The 17,345-nt window shown below is 45.9% G+C and carries 17 protein-coding genes; 11 read left to right on the forward strand and 6 right to left on the reverse strand.

All coding sequences use genetic code 11. The features are described from left to right. The first annotated feature begins 1 nt into the window (after nucleotide 1). Genes leuD through leuB form a run of 4 tightly spaced genes read left to right on the forward strand, consistent with a single transcriptional unit; the run spans nucleotide 2 to nucleotide 3,663 of the window. Nucleotides 2-595: a 3-isopropylmalate dehydratase small subunit gene (gene leuD, locus M2470_RS02395; RefSeq protein WP_280743569.1), complete on the forward strand. Its 594-nt coding sequence runs from the start codon at nucleotides 2-4 to the stop codon at nucleotides 593-595. A 15-nt stretch (nucleotides 596-610) separates the two neighbouring features. After that, nucleotides 611-2,128 (forward strand): alpha-isopropylmalate synthase regulatory domain-containing protein, encoded by a 1,518-nt coding sequence (locus M2470_RS02400; RefSeq protein ID WP_280743568.1) that lies wholly within the window; start codon nucleotides 611-613, stop codon nucleotides 2,126-2,128. Nucleotides 2,129-2,130: 2 nt separating this feature from the next. Continuing rightward, the gene (locus tag M2470_RS02405; protein WP_280743567.1) at nucleotides 2,131-2,583 is read left to right on the forward strand and encodes a methylglyoxal synthase; all 453 of its coding nucleotides are present in this window, start codon (nucleotides 2,131-2,133) and stop codon (nucleotides 2,581-2,583) included. Nucleotides 2,584-2,595: 12 nt separating this feature from the next. After that, nucleotides 2,596-3,663, forward strand: coding sequence for a 3-isopropylmalate dehydrogenase (leuB, locus tag M2470_RS02410; protein ID WP_280743566.1), 1,068 nt, complete (start codon nucleotides 2,596-2,598; stop codon nucleotides 3,661-3,663). On the opposite strand, the gene M2470_RS02415 is transcribed toward leuB, so the two are convergent. From M2470_RS02415 to M2470_RS02440, 6 genes are all read right to left on the reverse strand, one after another. Next, the gene (locus tag M2470_RS02415; protein ID WP_280743565.1) at nucleotides 3,648-4,673 is read right to left on the reverse strand and encodes a Gfo/Idh/MocA family oxidoreductase; all 1,026 of its coding nucleotides are present in this window, start codon (nucleotides 4,671-4,673) and stop codon (nucleotides 3,648-3,650) included. The genes leuB and M2470_RS02415 overlap by 16 nt on opposite strands. Nucleotide 4,674: 1 nt before the next feature. Continuing rightward, complete coding sequence (gene nagB / locus M2470_RS02420; protein ID WP_280743564.1) at nucleotides 4,675-5,484, reverse strand: glucosamine-6-phosphate deaminase; 810 nt, start codon at nucleotides 5,482-5,484, stop codon at nucleotides 4,675-4,677. Nucleotides 5,485-5,529: 45 nt separating this feature from the next. Continuing rightward, complete coding sequence (locus tag M2470_RS02425; protein WP_280743563.1) at nucleotides 5,530-6,726, reverse strand: FprA family A-type flavoprotein; 1,197 nt, start codon at nucleotides 6,724-6,726, stop codon at nucleotides 5,530-5,532. Nucleotides 6,727-6,741: 15 nt separating this feature from the next. Then, nucleotides 6,742-7,560: a prolipoprotein diacylglyceryl transferase gene (lgt, locus tag M2470_RS02430; RefSeq protein ID WP_280743562.1), complete on the reverse strand. Its 819-nt coding sequence runs from the start codon at nucleotides 7,558-7,560 to the stop codon at nucleotides 6,742-6,744. Nucleotides 7,561-7,635: 75 nt separating this feature from the next. After that, entirely contained in the window at nucleotides 7,636-8,532 is an 897-nt protein-coding gene (locus tag M2470_RS02435) for a diaminopimelate dehydrogenase (protein WP_280743561.1), read from the reverse strand. 315 nt (nucleotides 8,533-8,847) lie between these two features. After that, nucleotides 8,848-9,840 carry a sugar phosphate isomerase/epimerase family protein gene (locus M2470_RS02440; RefSeq protein ID WP_280743560.1) on the reverse strand — a complete coding sequence of 331 codons (993 nt, stop codon included), beginning with the start codon at nucleotides 9,838-9,840 and terminating at the stop codon, nucleotides 8,848-8,850. A gap of 284 nt (nucleotides 9,841-10,124) precedes the next feature. Here M2470_RS02440 and pfkA point away from each other — a divergent pair, with 284 nt between their 5' ends. The 7 genes from pfkA to gltA all read left to right on the forward strand — a co-directional run bounded on the left by pfkA (nucleotide 10,125) and on the right by gltA (nucleotide 17,306). Continuing rightward, nucleotides 10,125-11,105, forward strand: a complete 981-nt coding sequence (gene pfkA, locus M2470_RS02445; protein ID WP_280743559.1) for a 6-phosphofructokinase — start codon at nucleotides 10,125-10,127, stop codon at nucleotides 11,103-11,105. 11 nt (nucleotides 11,106-11,116) lie between these two features. Next, a complete protein-coding gene (locus M2470_RS02450) occupies nucleotides 11,117-12,148 on the forward strand; it encodes an iron ABC transporter permease (protein WP_280743558.1) in 1,032 nt (343 codons plus the stop codon). Between the two features lie 8 nt (nucleotides 12,149-12,156). Beyond that, on the forward strand, nucleotides 12,157-13,173 hold the full coding sequence (locus M2470_RS02455; protein WP_280743557.1) for an ABC transporter ATP-binding protein: 1,017 nt from the start codon (nucleotides 12,157-12,159) through the stop codon (nucleotides 13,171-13,173). Next, the gene (locus tag M2470_RS02460) at nucleotides 13,170-14,513 is read left to right on the forward strand and encodes an MATE family efflux transporter (protein WP_280743556.1); all 1,344 of its coding nucleotides are present in this window, start codon (nucleotides 13,170-13,172) and stop codon (nucleotides 14,511-14,513) included. Before M2470_RS02455 ends, M2470_RS02460 begins: the two co-directional genes overlap by 4 nt. Before the next feature lie 101 nt (nucleotides 14,514-14,614). Then, the gene (locus tag M2470_RS02465; protein WP_280743555.1) at nucleotides 14,615-14,998 is read left to right on the forward strand and encodes a co-chaperone GroES family protein; all 384 of its coding nucleotides are present in this window, start codon (nucleotides 14,615-14,617) and stop codon (nucleotides 14,996-14,998) included. A gap of 48 nt (nucleotides 14,999-15,046) precedes the next feature. Further along, a complete protein-coding gene (locus M2470_RS02470; RefSeq protein ID WP_280743554.1) occupies nucleotides 15,047-15,841 on the forward strand; it encodes a sulfide/dihydroorotate dehydrogenase-like FAD/NAD-binding protein in 795 nt (264 codons plus the stop codon). Nucleotide 15,842: 1 nt separating this feature from the next. Continuing rightward, nucleotides 15,843-17,306 (forward strand): NADPH-dependent glutamate synthase, encoded by a 1,464-nt coding sequence (gene gltA, locus M2470_RS02475; RefSeq protein ID WP_280743553.1) that lies wholly within the window; start codon nucleotides 15,843-15,845, stop codon nucleotides 17,304-17,306. Nucleotides 17,307-17,345 lie beyond the last annotated feature (39 nt).

Consider the following 17,345-nt stretch of genomic DNA (forward strand, 5'->3'; position numbering starts at 1 on the left):
GATGAAAGAGAAGTTTACTATACTGACATCCACCTGCGTGCCGCTCCCTCTGGAGAATGTGGATACCGATCAGATAATTCCGGCACGTTTCCTGAAGGCAACTACCCGCGAGGGCTTTGGCGACAACCTCTTCCGCGACTGGCGGTATGACAAGGACGGGAAGCCCAATCCTTCCTTCGTACTGAATCAGGATACCTATAAAGGAGACATCCTGGTGGCAGGAAAGAACTTTGGTAGCGGAAGTAGTCGCGAACATGCCGCCTGGGCAATTGCCGGATATGGTTTCCGGGCTGTTGTAAGCAGTTTCTTTGCCGATATCTTCAAGAACAATTCAATGAACAACGGGCTGCTACCGGTAGTGGTCTCTCCCGAGTTCCTGGCAGAGCTGTTCGACTCCTTAAAGAAGAACCCGGCGACAGCTGTAACCATTGATCTCCCTAATCAGACCATCACCAACAATGCGACACACCGCATCGAGTCCTTCGAGATCAATGCCTACAAGAAAGACTGCCTGGTGAATGGCCTCGACGACATCGACTACCTCCTAGCCAACCAGTCCAAAATAGAAACCTACGAACAGTCTTTAGGTTCGTAACAAGATTGAAGTGATATGATAGAAATAATGGATACAACCCTCAGGGATGGGGAACAGACCTCGGGCGTCTCTTTTGCGGCGCATGAGAAGCTCAGCATCGCGCAGATGCTATTGAACGAGTTAGGCGTAGACCGTATCGAGATTGCCTCTGCCCGTGTGTCCGAAGGGGAATTTGAAGGGGTAAAGCGAGTGGCTGCCTGGGCACAACGTACCGGCAATCTCCACAAGCTGGAGGTGCTGGGTTTTGTAGACGGAGACGCTTCTCTGCGTTGGATTGAGCAAGCCGGTTGCCGGGTAGTCAACCTGCTCTGCAAAGGTTCATACAAGCATGTGACCGAGCAACTGCGGAAAACCCCCGAAGAGCACTTCAAGGATATCCGGGGTGTTGTTCTGCTTGCCCAGGAAATGGGCATAGAGGTGAACCTCTACTTGGAAGACTGGTCGAACGGAATGAAGAGTTCGCCCGACTATGTATTCCAGATGATCGATGCTTTACAAGAGTTGCCTATCCGCCGCTTTATGATCCCCGATACTTTGGGTATCCTTAATCCGTTGAATACGTATGAGTATTGCAACCGGATGGTGGAGCGCTATCCTTCTTTGTGGTTCGACTTCCATGCGCATAACGATTACGACCTGGCGGTGGCTAACGTATTCTCTGCTGTCCGAGCCGGTATAAAAGGTCTCCATACCACCGTGAACGGGCTGGGCGAGCGTGCCGGGAATGCTCCGCTTAGCAGTGTGTTGGCTGTTCTCAAGGATCAGCTTGGCGAAGAAACTCATCTGAGGGAAGAGAAGATCAACCGGGTAAGCCGTCTCGTTGAAAGTTACTCCGGTATCCGTGTGGCGCCGAACCGTCCGATTGTCGGAGAGTCTGTCTTCACCCAATGTGCCGGTGTGCATGCCGATGGTGACAATAAGAACTGCTTGTATTATAACGACCTGCTACCGGAACGTTTCGGGCGGGTTCGGGAGTATGCCTTGGGCAAGACATCTGGAAAGTCGAACATCCGCAAGAACCTGGAAGCCCTCGGTATCGATATGGACGACGAGAGCATGAAGAAGGTGACCGAGCGTATCATCGAACTGGGAGATAAGAAGGAGATGGTAACGCAGGAAGACCTGCCTTACATCATCAGCGACTTGCTTAATCAAGATGCAAATACCGAGCAGACCGTCAGGATTCTGAATTATTCCTTATCTTTGGCACAAGGCTTACGACCGGTCGCTACATTGAAGATAGAGATAGATCAGGAAGTGTACGAGGCTTCGGCTTCCGGAGATGGACAATACGACGCATTTATGCGTGCGTTGCGGAAGATCTACTCGGACTTGGGGCAGCCACTGCCGATGTTGACAAACTATTTGGTGTTCATACCTCCCGGAGGACGCACCGATGCCTTTGTGCAAACGATCATCAGCTGGAACTTTGCCGGTGTAGACTTCAAAACACGCGGGCTTGATGCCGACCAGACCGAAGCCGCCATTAAAGCAACCATAAAGATGTTAAATAAAATAGGAGGGATGCATTGATTATGAATAAACAGTTGACAATCGCGCTTGTTGCGCACGACAGACGTAAGGCTGATATGGTAGAGTGGGCAATCCACAATGCCGGTTTCCTTTCTCATCACCATTTGGTATGTACCGGAACAACCGGTGGGTTGATAGCCGATGCTTTTCAGAGTAAGGGTATAAATGCCGAGATTACTCGTATGCATTCGGGACCGCTTGGAGGCGATGCGGAAATTGCCGCTATGGTGGTGCGCAAAGAAATTAATATGGCTATCTTCCTGATAGACGACCTCAACCCGCAGCCACACGAAGCCGACATACAAATGTTGCTCCGCCAGTGCCGCGTGCATAATGTACCTATCGCCTGCAACCGCTACAGCGCCGACCTGATGCTCACCAGCTCACTGTGGGACGACGATGAATACAAGCCAACAGAGCCCCGATATGTTTTATTTAACAGAAACGAAGATTAATCACAAAACAAAATGAAATTAAACATAGCAGTACTCGCGGGCGATGGAATCGGCCCCGAGATTGTAGAACAAGGCATGAAAGCCATCATAGCCGTCAGCCAAAAGTATGGCCACGAACTAAGTTATAAAGAAGCGCTGGTAGGAGCTGCCGCTATTGATGCGACAGGCAATCCCTATCCCGAAGAAACACATCGGATTTGTATGGAGAGCGATGCCGTATTCTTCGGGGCCATTGGTGATCCGAAATACGACAATGATCCATCGGCAAAGGTGCGTCCGGAGCAAGGGCTGTTGGCCATGCGGAAGAAGCTCGGATTGTATGCCAATATCCGCCCGGTTACTACTTTTCCCTCTCTGATACATAAGTCGCCGCTTCGCGCGGATTTGGTGGATGGCGCCGACTTTATGTGTATCCGCGAGCTGACAGGCGGTATGTACTTCGGACGTCCGCAAGGCCGTAGCGAAGACGGTAATACCGCTTACGACACCTGTATCTACACCCGCGAAGAAGTAGAGCGAATCGTGCATCTTGCCTACCAATATGCACAAAAGCGTCGCAAGAAGGTAACAGTTGTAGACAAAGCCAATGTGCTGGCTACTTCCCGCTTGTGGAGGCAAGTGGCAAAAGAAATAGAACAAGCCTATCCCGATGTGGAAACAGAATATATGTTCGTAGATAATGCGGCGATGCGTATCATCCAGTGGCCGAAGAGCTTCGACGTGATGGTGACAGAAAATATGTTCGGAGATATCCTGACGGATGAGGCCTCTGTGATTACCGGCTCTTTGGGGATGCTTCCCTCTGCCTCTATCGGTATTCATACCTCCGTATTTGAGCCGATCCATGGCTCGTATCCGCAGGCAGCAGGCAAGAATATAGCTAATCCGCTAGCAACCATTCTAAGCGCTGCTCTGATGTTTGAATACGCGTTCAATCTGACAGAGGAAGGACAAGCCATTCGCGACGCCGTAACCGCTTCTATGGATGCAGGTATTGTAACTGAAGATATTGCCGAACAAGGCAAAGCCTATACTACCTCGGAAGTAGGGGACTGGATAGCCAATTACTTCAGTGCATAGATGCGTTGAATAATGTCCACAACTTTCATACCCTCCAGCACATTTGTCGTGATGGGTTCGGAAGAGGAACCGGAAAGTACCTGTACTACATTCCGTATCACAAAGTTATGGTTTTGGGCAGAGCCTTTGTAGGCTCCATAGTCATTGCCGGGATTGGTTGGCGCCAGTTCCGGCATCTTGTAGTCTTTTATGTGACAGTATTCTACCTTGTCCATGTATTGCCCGCCTATCTTTACACTTCCGTTTTGGGCAATGATCAATAGGCTGCTTTCCATGTTCTTGTCCCAGACAGAGGTAGAATAATTCAGCGAACCGAGACCTCCGTTCAGGAAGCGGAAGTTTACGATGCCTGAGTCTTCAAAGTCGGTGAGTCCTTTGTGGTTGAAATCAGCAAACTTTGCCTGTATATCACATATATCCCCGAAAAGATAATACATGATGTCGATGAAATGGGAGAATTGGGTAAACAAAGTTCCACCGTCTAAGGCAGCATCCCCGTGCCATCCTCCCACTTTGTAATAGCGTTCGTCCCGGTTCCAATAACAGTTTAGCTGCACCAGGTAGATGTCTCCCAATTTGCCGGAGTCTACCATTTCCTTTATCCAGACGGAAGGGGGAGAATACCTGTTCTGCATCACGCAAAATACTTGCTTCCGGTGCTTGAGGGATGTGTAAACCACCTTCTCTGCGTCGGCTGTATTTAGCGCCATTGGCTTTTCGATGATTACGTGGAAACCTGCTTCGATGGCTTGTATGGCCATCGGAGCATGTAATCCGTTTGGGGTACAAATGCTAACCACATCTATCGGAAGTGCGGCGTTCAGCAAGTCTTCAATGTTTGAAAAGAAAGGGACATCATATGCCTCAATGCCCACTTCTTCACACGGACGGATGTCGCACAAAGCTAGTAATTCGGCGTCTTCGTCGCGTGTAATCATTTCGGCATGGCGTTTGCCGATGTGGCCGCAGCCTACTACGGCAAAGCCGGTTTTCTTCCCTTTCTCTGTCATTTTACAGTAAACTATCCGGGTTCAGATGTTCTTTTTCTATGTCTTTGAAGTAGTTGTAAGTGCCAACTTTCAAATCGGCGCAAGCTGCTTCATCAGCTACAATAATGCCTTTGGGGTGCATTTGCAGAGCTGTAATAGTCCACATCTGGTTGATGGAACCTTCTACGGCCTGCTGCAAGGCGCGCGCTTTGTTGTGTCCGTTTACCATAATCAGCACTTCTTTGGCATCCAGAACGGTACCTACACCTACCGTTACGGAGGTTTTAGGAACCTTGTTCACATCATTGTCGAAGAAGCGTGAATTAGCGATAATCGTATCGGTAGTCAACGTTTTAATACGTGTACGAGACGACAAGGAAGAACCCGGCTCGTTGAACGCGATATGCCCGTCGGGGCCAATGCCTCCCAGGAACAGGTCTACACCTCCCAGTTTCTTCATCTTTGCTTCATAGTCGGCACATTCTTTCTCCAGGTCGGGAGCATTCCCGTTCAGGATATTTACGTTTTCCTTCTTGATGTTGATATGATTGAAGAAGTTCTCCCACATGAAGGTGTAGTAGCTTTGCGGGTGGCTTTGCGGCAAGCCCACATACTCATCCATGTTGAAAGTCACGATATGCTCAAAGGAAACAATCCCCTTTTTGTACAATTCAATCAGGTTCTTGTACATTCCCAGAGGAGAGGATCCGGTAGGTAATCCCAGTATAAATGGTTTCTCAGCCGATGGCTTCGCTTTGTTTATCTTAGCAGCCACATAATTTGCCGCCCACTTGGAGAGCAAGTCATAATTAGGTTCAATAATTAGTCTCATAATATAACGATTAACGTTTAACAATTAATGAATAATATGTTATTTTCAATTTTTAACTTTCAATTGTGCTGCCATAGCAGCGCCTAAGGCCAGGCAGGCTTCGTACTTGTCGGCTTTTAGACCTTGTTTTTGCTCTACAGGCTCGCCTACTACTTCCCAGCCCATCTTTTCTCCGAAAGCTGCCAGGCGCTTTACGGCTGCTCCGGCCCAAGTGAAGGATCCGAAATAGGCAAACAAGCGGTTCTTTATTTCCCTTGTTTCTATCTTGCTCAGGGCAGACTCGATTTCGGGGAACAGTTGGTTGCTGTATGTAGGGCTGCCAACGATCAAACCTTTGTATTTAAAGACGTCTCGCAGGATATATGAGGCATGACTTTTGCTGGCGTTGTGCAGGATGATATTCTTTATCCCGTTGTCAGCCAGTGATGAGGCGATGGCTTCTGCCATTTGTTCGGTATGTCCGTACATCGAACCATATAGGATAACGACTCCTTCTTCGCCTTCATAGCGGCTCAGGCGGTCGTAAATAGATACTGCTTGCTTCAGATGTTCACGCCATACGGGTCCGTGTGTAGAGCAAATGGTTTCTACTTCAATGCTACCCAGCTTTTGAAGCGCCTTCTGTACCGGATTTCCGTATTTACCTACAATGTTGGCATAATAGCGGATCATTTCTTCCCAGAAGTGTTCTACATTCATTTCCGAATCGATTACCCCGCCATCCAATGTGCCGTAGGTTCCGAAAGCATCTGCCGAAAATAAGACTTTGTCTTTCGGGTCATAGGTGAACATTACTTCCGGCCAGTGAACCATTGGTGCCATATAAAACTCCAGTTCCCGGCTGCCGATATTCAGTTTGTCACTTTCTTTTACCTCTACCAGCCCGTCTGTAATACCATGATATCCTTCCAGCATACCATGTGTTTTATTATTGCCTACGATCTGCATCTCAGGGTACATCTGGCGAAGCAGGCGGATACTGCCGGCATGGTCAGGCTCCATGTGATCAACTACCAGATAGTCTACTGGGCGTCCGTTTAGTGCATCCTCTATTTTCTTGAAAAAGATATCTGAATAGCAGATGTCTACTGTGTCTATCAACACCGTTTTCTCATCCAGAATCAGATAAGAGTTATATGATACGCCATGAGGTAATGGCCATAGGTTCTCGAAAAGTGCTTTTTGTCGATCGTTTACTCCGACGTAAATTGTGTTATTTGTTACTTTTTTTAATTTGTACATGTGAAAAAACTTTGTTTAAATCTTCTTGGTTAGTGCTCTCCAGACAAAATAGACGCCTGCGAGGACGAAGGGGATACTGAGTAGTTGCCCCATGTTCAATATCATGTTGGCTTCAAACGCTTCCTGGTCGTTCTTCAGGAACTCAATGAAGAAGCGGGAGCCGAAAATACAAATGAAAAATATGCCGAAGATCAGCCCTTCTTTCTTGTAGGCTTCTTTCTTGAAGTAGAGCCACATACAGAGAAGGAATGTCAGGAAGTAACAGATCGCCTCATATAGTTGAGTGGGATGGCTTGGCGCTGTAAAGATAGGCTCTGCCCCCTGTCTCCAGGCATACATATTATCAATAAAACGGAATCCCCAGGGTTTATCGGTTGCATGTCCGTATATCTCATGGTTCATCAGATTACCTAAACGGATAAAAGCGGCTACCAGACCGGTAGGGACTACCAACTTGTCGAAGGTCCACAGCATGCTTTTATGTGTTACACGTTTGGAATAGAAATAGATGGCAATTACAATACCCAAGGTTCCTCCATGACTGGCCAGTCCGCCTTCCCATACTTTCAGTATCTCCCACGGATTTGCCAGGTAGTGCTCCGGAGCATAGAACAGGCAATGTCCCAAACGGGCTCCGATAACTGTTCCAAGCGCCGTATAGATCAACAGAGAGTCGATCCAGGCGGGATTCAGCTTCTCGTTTTTCCACATCCGGGCTACAATCATGTAACCAATGGCAAAACCGACTGCAAAAGCCAATCCGTACCAACGTATTTCACGTGATCCGATAGTAAATATGGCCGGATCAGCCGTCCAGGTAATGTAACTAAGCATTTTCTTTTATAATTTAAAATTGAAAGTTGAAAGTTGAAAATGGAATATTAATTTCGTTTTCAACTTTCAATTAAATTAAACAAGTCGTTTAATTAAGTCTTCTTTGTCACCGTAAAGCATATCGATAACGGGTAGCTCGATCATGGTGTAAGCTCCGGGTTTCTGCTTGAAGCTGGCGCGAGCTACCGAAATCAATACCTGGGCTGTCAGCGCCGGGTTGTTGATCTTCATGTCGAACTCGATCAGCTGGTTTTGCGTTTGTCCGGATACGCCTTTGCGAACCAGTTTTACGCCATGTCCCATATCCAATAGGTTGTCTACGCTATCTACTTGCATAACATGTGTTTCATCGTGCGCGAAATAGTCGTCAGCCTTGATGGCTGCTGCTACTTGCTTGAAGTCGTATCCTTCTTTTACTTCGATGTATACCATCCGGCGGTGAATACCTGTCCCAACGGGGATTGTCATACTCAGAGCGGCTTTCACACCTTCGATGGCTTTTACAGCTACGGTGTGCCCCATACTCATGCCGGGTCCGAAGTTTGTATAGGTAATTCCTTTCGGAACCATTGCTTCCAATAATGCGCGGACTACGGAATCGCTTCCCGGATCCCATCCCGCCGAGATTACAGCTACTGAATTGTGTGCTTTAGCTACAGCATCCAGCGAACGGCGAAGCTCTACGATTCCTCCGTGGATATCGAAGCTGTCTACTGTATTGATTCCCAATGCCAGTATTTCTTTGGCATGCGCTTCTACACTACGCGTAGGGGTTGCCAGTATAGCAACGTCTACTTTTTCTAATTTGGTGATACTGTCGGTTACCTGATAAGGTTTTAATTCGGCAGGAACATCTGAAGGGTTTCTACGTACAATACCTGCTACTTCAAAATCCGGGGAGGCAAGAATCGCTTCCAGCACATATTTCCCGATATTGCCATATCCTACGATGGCAGCTCTAATTTTTTTCATACTTAAAAGTTATTTCTTTATCAAACAGCGACAAAGATAGGAAAAAAATAGTACCCTTATTCCATTCCATACGTTTAATTCTTATTGTACTTCTATTTGGATGGGAGAGTTTTCTTTTCGTAGAATATTAATGAATATAGAATCACGCCACATATGTAGAACGATCAAACCACATATGTAAAACGATCGAAACACATATGTGAATCGATCGCGCCACATATGTCACGCGATTCTATCGTTTTGAAAAAGTAAGGGCTAAACGGCTTATTTGTAGAGATTAATAGCCGTTTAGCCCCTAAAGATATTTAATCGTATTTATTTCTTTTCAAATACAGAATCGAATGCGTGAGCAGATGGTTGGAAATCAATCCGTTTGGTGAATTCGCAAGACTCGCGTGCTCCGTGTTCGCGATCCATAGCGCTGTCTTCCCATTCGATGGATAAAGGGCCCTGATAGCCGATATGGTTGAGGGCGCGGATGATCTCTTCGAAGTTTATCTTGCCACGTCCTACGCTGCGGAAGTTCCAGAAGCGGCGTGGATCGCCAAATGTAACGTATCCTCCGAATACACCTGCCTGCTTGGGCGTATCGCTCCAGTATACATCCTTCATGTGTACATGGAAAATCCGGTCGGCAAACTCATAAATAAAGCCTACATAGTCTACACCCTGATAGCCGAAGTGGCTGGGATCGTAGTTGAAGCCAAATGCTGGATGATTGTTCAAGGCGTCTAATGCGCGGCGAGCCGTTACGGTATCAAACGCAATTTCGGTAGGATGCACTTCCAGCGCATAGCGGATACCCAGCTTCTGATACTCGTCCAGAATAGGAGTGAAGCGGCGTGCAAAATCCTGGAATCCTTCCTCAATCATAGCTTCGGTAACAGGAGGGAAAGAGTAAAGATATTGCCAGATGGAACTACCGGTAAAGCCAACTACCGTGTCAATACCCAGTGCCTTGGCAGCATGAGCCGTGCGGATTAGTTCTTCAGCCGCTCTTTGACGTACCCCTTCAGGATCCCCATCACCCCAGATATGGTCGGGCAGGATAGCCTTGTGCCGTCCGTCAATATTGTCGCAAACTGCCTGTCCGATCAGGTGAGTAGAAATGGTGCGAAGTTCCATGCCATACTTTGCCAACAAATCTTTGATCCCCTTATAATAAGCAGGATCAGTCTGCCGTACATCCAAATGGTCGGGAAGTCCGATTTCGATACCATCATATCCGAAAGATTTTGCCTTCTGGCATACAGTTTCCAGTGATAAGTCGCCCCACTGTAAAGAGTACAAGGTTACAAGTCGTGCCATAATATTATCATTTAAAGTTGAATAAATTAGTAGTTTTACTTTTTCATACCAGACAAAACTAAAAAAATAACCTTTACAAAACAAAATGCTATCTCTTAATAATTTCTAATTCAGCAATATCACTAAAGAGATATTGTAATATATACCTTTTGGGATAGGGTGAATAATATGGATCAATTTATACCTTTTCAGTACCGGATGTGTTGTTTGTTAATTCTTTGCTTTTGTGTGGGGAACGACAAATAATTCGTATTTTTGTGGCGGATATTTAATTAATAGGTATTATGTCAACAATTAAGAGTATTGGTATTTTGACATCCGGAGGGGATGCGCCGGGAATGAATGCTGCTATTCGTGCAGTAACTCGTTCTGCTATTTATAATGGCATGGCAGTGAAGGGGATCTATAGAGGCTTTAAGGGGTTGATAACCGGGGAGATTGAAGAATTTAAGACACAAAATGTAAGTAATATCATACAACGGGGCGGAACAATCCTTAAAACGGCTCGTTGCGAAGAGTTTAAGACTCCCGAAGGCCGGAAAATGGCTTATGATCGTCTGATAGAGCATGGCATTGATGCACTAGTAGCGATTGGTGGCGACGGAACACTGACCGGAGCTCGTATTTTTGCTCAGGAATTTAATTATCCGATTGTTGGTTTGCCGGGTACGATTGATAACGATTTATTCGGGACAGACGTTACAATTGGTTATGATACAGCTTTAAATACTATTCTGGAATGTGTGGATAAAATCCGTGATACGGCTTCTTCGCATGATCGTTTGTTTTTTATCGAAGTCATGGGGCGTGATGCCGGATTTCTGGCCTTGAATGGTGCGATTGCATCGGGAGCGGAAGCGGCTATTATCCCGGAAATCTCGGTGGAAACGGACCAATTATCCGATATGATAGAAAACGGATTGCGCAAATCTAAAAACAGTAGTATCGTATTAGTGGCTGAAAGTGAAGTAACCGGAGGCGCTATGGGAGTGGCCGAACGTGTGAAGAAGGAATATCCTGCGTTTGATGTTCGTGTAACCATTCTAGGGCACTTGCAGAGAGGAGGTTCTCCTTCGGCACAAGACCGTATCCTGGCTACCCGTATGGGTATTGCGGCTATCGACGCTTTACTCGACGATCAACGAAATGTAATGATCGGTATCCAGAATGACGATATCATTTATATCCCATTTGCAAAAGCCATAAAGAAAGACAAGCCAATTAATCGTGATCTGCTGAAAGTACTTCGCATATCATCCATATAATTAGCTGAAAGGTGAACCGGATATTTTTTTTCTATCCCTTATTGTTTTTTTTTCTGTTGATATTATTTGTCGGCAGTTTGGCGTATGGGGCTGTGTCTATTCCGCTGGGTAGCGTGTTTGACATACTTGTAGGAAAAGAACCGGAACGTATCGCCTGGCAAAATATCGTTTTGCAATCCCGTCTTCCGCAGGCGGTGACTGCTATGTTGGCCGGAGCTTCTTTGGCTGTAAGTGGCTTGTTGTTGCAAACGCTATTCCGCAATCCCCTGGCCGGGCCGTCTATTTTGGGGATCAGTGACGGGGCCAATCTGGGGGTTGCAATTGTTATGCTCTATTTTGGAGGTTCGCTAAGCCAGTTGGCCGATTTACCGGTGAGTGGTTATCCGGCGATTATTTTTGCCGCTTTCATCGGTGCATGCGCTATTTTAGGGGTTATTCTCTACTTTTCATCGAAGGTGAAGAACAATGTAATGCTCCTTATCATCGGGATTATGATCGGATATTTGGCATCTTCTGTCATATCTATTCTTAATTTCTACGCTTCCACCGATAAGGTACATGCCTATGTGATGTGGGGGTTGGGTAATTTTTCCGGGGTTTCGCTGGGGCAACTGCCTTTCTTTATTGCCTGTTCGCTGACGGGGCTTTTCCTGTCTATCTTACTGATCAAGCCTCTGAATGCGTTATTACTGGGAGAGATGTATGCTGCCAATCTGGGGATCAGAATCAAACGGACACGTATGTTTATCCTGCTATGTACAGGTTTGCTAACAGCTGTAACAACAGCATTTTGTGGCCCGGTTTCCTTCATTGGGCTGGCAGTACCGCATATTGCCCGTTTGCTGTTGGGCTCTTCCAATCATAAGATGCTGCTTCCGGTAACACTGCTTACAGGCTCTTGTATAGCTTTATTATGCAATATGCTGATGGTTGTTCCGGGTACCAATACGATCTTGCCTCTGAATGCTGTTACCCCTTTGATAGGGGCTCCTGTTATTATTTATGTGATTGTGAATCGCAAAAATATCCAATACTTTAATTGACCCGTCGGATGAAAGAGTCTCCTGCTATAGAAACAATCGGGTTGAGTATTGGTTACACGCTGAAAAGCGGTAAGCAAAAGCTTGTGCATGACGGCTTGGATCTGAAACTGTATCCGGGAGAAGTTACCTGTTTGTTAGGATTGAACGGAGCCGGGAAGTCTACCTTGTTGCGTACCTTGTGCGGTTTCCAACCACCTTTAAGCGGAGAGATACGTCTGCAAAACAAGCCATTTAATACCTATAACCAAGCAGAGCTCTCCCTTACAATCGGGGTAGTACTGACCGAAAAAACAAATGCCGGAGGTATAACTGTCTATGAACTGGCATCCTTGGGGAGGCATCCTTATACCGGCTTTTTCGGAGTCTTGAAAAAGCGCGACAGGGAGGTGGTAGAACAATCCCTTGAAGCAGCAGGCATTGCTCACAAAGCTCATAATTATGTGTCGGAACTAAGTGACGGGGAACGGCAAAAGGCGATGATAGCCAAAACGCTGGCGCAGGAATGCCCGCTTATCCTGCTGGATGAACCTACCGCTTTTCTGGATGTAACCAGCCGTATCGAAACGATGGTATTACTCCGCAAACTGGCTATCGAACAAGGAAAAACAATTCTGCTGTCTACACACGATATGGATCTGGCTATGCAAATGGGAGATTGTCTCTGGCTATTAGGAAAAGGACGTTCCATGGCTTGTGGTACACCTGAAGATTTGATATTGGAGGGAGAATTTGAAAGCTTTTTCGGGAAAGAAGGAATCGTATTTGATGCTTCTACCGGAAAACTAAGTACCTTATCACCAACCATCCCCATTGGAGTAGAAGGGGATTTCCTGACTTCTTACTGGGTAGGCAATGCCTTGATCCGGAACGGCTGGAAACCATCCCCCGTACACAAGGATTATATTAACATAAATTGTATAAGCAAACAACAAATGATTATTACCTTGCCAAACCAAACACAAGTCAATGTAGCACATGTAAAAGATGTGATCGCCATTATTAAGAAAACAAACTATCAAGTATGACGAGTGAAATTACCAAACGATTAGAACATGAAAAAATAGGCCGTTTACTACTACATTACGCTATTCCTGCTGTAGTTGGTACAATGGTCAACTCCTTGTATAATATTGTAGACCGTGTATTTATCGGACATGGGGTGGGCTCGCTGGCTATTTCCGGTCTGACGCTTACATTCCCTATCCTGTTGTTTCTCCAGGCTTTTGGTATGTTGATCGGTACGGGTACGGCTACCCGTGTATCTATTTTTCTGGGTAGGAAAGAACAAGGAATGGCAGAGCATATCTTGGGTAATGCACTGACACTGACATTTATCATTACTTTTGCTGCAATTCTTCCCAGTATGCTTTTCATGGAAGAAATGCTCTATCTGTTTGGCGGAAGCGAGCAGATCATCCCTTATGCGAAAGACTATCTGAATATAGTTATTCCGGCCAGTATTTTTCCGAATCTGAGTTTCAGTTTCAATGCCGTTATGCGTGCTTCCGGATATCCCCGGAAAGCCATGATAACCATGCTTATAGGAGCCTTTCTGAATATCATTCTCGACCCTATTTTTATTTTCGTTTTTGATATGGGGATACGTGGAGCGGCCATTGCAACAGTGATCTCCATGATAGCCAGCTCTGCCTTTGTTATGCACCATTTTATCAGCAAGGAGAGCTTGATACGCTTTCACAAGAAATACCTTTCGTTAGATAAGCGTTTGGTATGGAGTATCATTACAATAGGTATTTCGCCTTTTGCTATGCAATTAGCCGGAAGTCTGGTGAATGTAGTGATGAACCATGCCCTTCAGTCGAATGGAGGAGATCTGGCTTTGGGAGCCAACGGAATTATCTCTAGTATAGGGATGCTCCTGGTGATGCTCGTTATCGGGCTGGCGCAGGGGATGCAGCCGATTGTAGGCTTCAATTACGGGGCAGGGCATCATCGGCGGGTAATGGAAACGGTTCGCCTGGTGATTATTACCTCTACCTGCATAATGACTATAGGATGGGCTTTTTGTTTCTTTTTCCCCGAAATCATTGTAAAAGGTTTTACTACCGATCCGGAGCTGGTAGCCATTGCGGCTAATGGATTGAAACTGAATCTGGGGCTCTTTATAGTAGTTGGCTCCCAGATTACGATCAGCCAGTTTTTCCAGAGTATAGGTATTGCCTGGAAAGCTATATTCCTTAGTCTGACACGTCAATTTATCTACTTGATTCCTACGATTTTATTCCTTCCTTCCTTGTTTGGTTTGGATGGGGTCTGGTATTCAGGGCCTATATCGGATGGCTTGGCTGCCGTAACGGCCTGGCTATTTTTATGGCAACATGTGAAAAAGGTAAAGCGCGCCTAATAGTATCCTAATATACATTCTATTTGAGCATTTGGTAATCTTATCATTAAGAATCTTAGCATTTTTTCTATATTTGCAGTTCAATTCTAACAAAAAATAATATGCAACTCTCTATTGAGCAGAAAGACATTGATAAATTCCTGATGATAGGAGATAAGGTATTGATAAAACCTAAGAATCCGCAAAGCCAGACTAAATCGGGATTGTATTTACCGCCTACCGTTCAGCAAGGCGAGAAAATACAGAGCGGCTATATAATTAAAGCCGGCCCGGGATATCCTTTGCCTTCACAAATTGAGGAGTCGGAAGTCTGGAAAAAGAAAGAAGATGAGGTGCACTATCTACCCTTGCAAGCGAAGGAGGGAGACTTGGCCGTTTATATACAAAGCGCTACGTATGAGATTAAATTCAATGATGAAACATATATGATTGTTCCTCATTCGGCCATTCTGATGCTCGTTAGGGATGACGGGCTTTTTGAGTAAATCTGAAAATAATAAATAGCAAACGACAAATACAATATAGCGATATCCATGAACAAAATTGTAAGCAAGGAGTATTTTTCCCCTCAGGTGGTGAAACTGGAAGTAGAAGCGCCTTTGATTGCGCGCTCGCGTAAAGCCGGGCATTTCGTCATTGTAAAGGTAGGGAAAAAAGGAGAGCGTATCCCCTTAACAATCGCCGGAGCCGACACGGAAAAAGGGACGATTACATTGGTAATTCAAGCCGTAGGAAATTCTTCCAAGAAGATATGTGAACTGAATGTGGGAGACGAGATTACGGATCTTGTAGGTCCTTTGGGACAGGCTACACATATAGAAAAAGTAGGAACTGTTATCTGTGCAGGAGGAGGAGTAGGCGTAGCCCCCTTATTACCTATTGTGGAAGCCTTCCATAAGGCAGGCAACCGGGTGATAGTAGTTTTGGCTGCCCGTACGAAAGACCTGGTTATCCTGGAAGATCAGATGAAAGCGAATTCCGATGAAGTTGTTATCATGACAGATGATGGCTCTTACGGCACAAAAGGTTTGGTGACAAACGGAATTGAAAATATCATCAACCGGGAGAAAGTTGACCTTTGTGTAACAATAGGTCCTGCCATTATGATGAAGTTCGTTTCTGCCCTTACAAAGAAGTATGAAATACCAACTGTAGCCTCGCTGAATACCATTATGGTAGACGGTACAGGTATGTGTGGAGCTTGCCGTATCACGGTAGGAGGGAAGACTAAGTTTGTCTGCGTAGATGGCCCCGAGTTCGATGCCCATCAGGTAGATTTTGATGAAATGTTAATGCGTCTCAGTGCTTATAAAGAAGTAGAAAAATAAGATGAAAGAACAAATAATAGCCCGCCGTAACGAACCTTGGAGAGACGAATTGCGGAAGAATTTAAAGAATAAAGAACGCGCGGATATCCCACGTGTACACATGAATGAGCTCGATCCGGAGTATCGTAGCCACAATAGCGAAGAAGTAAACCTGGGATTAACAGCTGAGCAGGCAATGCAGGAAGCCAAGCGCTGTCTGGATTGCCCGAATCCGACTTGTATGTCCGGCTGTCCGGTTAGTATTCAGATTCCTACATTCGTTAAATATATAGAAGTTGGTAAATTCCTGGATGCAGCTAAGGTGTTGAAAGAAACCAGTGCTCTTCCGGCAGTATGTGGACGTGTTTGCCCGCAGGAGAAGCAATGTGAAGCACAATGTATTCATCTGAAAATGAAAAAAGATCCTGTAGCTATTGGTTACCTGGAACGTTTCGCTGCCGATTATGAGCGTGAAAGCGGACAGATGTCTGTTCCTGAAATAGCGAAGCCTAACGGTATCAAAATTGCCGTAGTAGGTTCAGGACCTGCCGGATTATCCTTTGCCGGAGATATGGCTAAACGAGGCTATGATATTACCGTTTTTGAAGCTTTACACGAAATTGGCGGTGTGTTGAAATACGGGATTCCGGAATTCCGTTTACCGAATGAGATAGTAGATGTAGAGATAGATATCCTGCGGAAAATGGGTGTGAAATTCCTGAACAACTGTATTGTGGGAAAGACAATCACTTATGAAGATCTGCATGTGGATGGTTTTAAGGGCATTTTCGCAGCCAGTGGAGCCGGATTGCCTAACTTTATGAATATACCGGGCGAAAACCTGATCGGGGTTATGTCTTCTAATGAATACCTGACACGTGTCAACCTGATGGATGCTGCGAACCCAGAAAGCGATACCCCTGTATTGATAGGGAAGAAGGTAGCCGTTATCGGCGGAGGGAATACAGCGATGGATTCTGTACGTACAGCCCGCCGTCTGGGAGCTGAGCGCTCGATGATCGTTTATCGTCGAAGCGAAGAAGAAATGCCGGCTCGTATAGAGGAGGTTAAACATGCCAAGGAAGAAGGTGTGGAGTTCCTTACGCTTCATAATCCGATAGAATATATAGGTGATGAAAGAGGCCGTGTAAAGCAAATGCGCTTGCAAAAAATGGCTTTGGGAGAGCCGGATGCCTCCGGTCGCCGTCGTCCTATAGCCATCGCAGGAGCTATTGATACCATAGATGTAGACGAGGTAATCGTAAGCGTGGGTGTTTCTCCGAACCCCCTTATTCCAAGTACCTTTAAAGGCTTGGATGTAACCAAATGGGGAACCATCATTGTAGACGAATCCACCATGCGTTCCGCATTACCCGATGTATATGCCGGAGGCGACATCGTAAGAGGTGGTGCCACCGTTATCCTAGCCATGGGCGATGGCCGTAAAGCCGCCGCCGCTATGCACCAACAACTATCATCAGACTAAAGAATATTAACCATCAATAACTTTCATTGTATACTAAGG

It is taken from the genome of Parabacteroides sp. PH5-46 (assembly GCF_029892785.1).
In the GTDB taxonomy this organism is placed as follows: Bacteria; Bacteroidota; Bacteroidia; order Bacteroidales; family Tannerellaceae; genus DFXE01.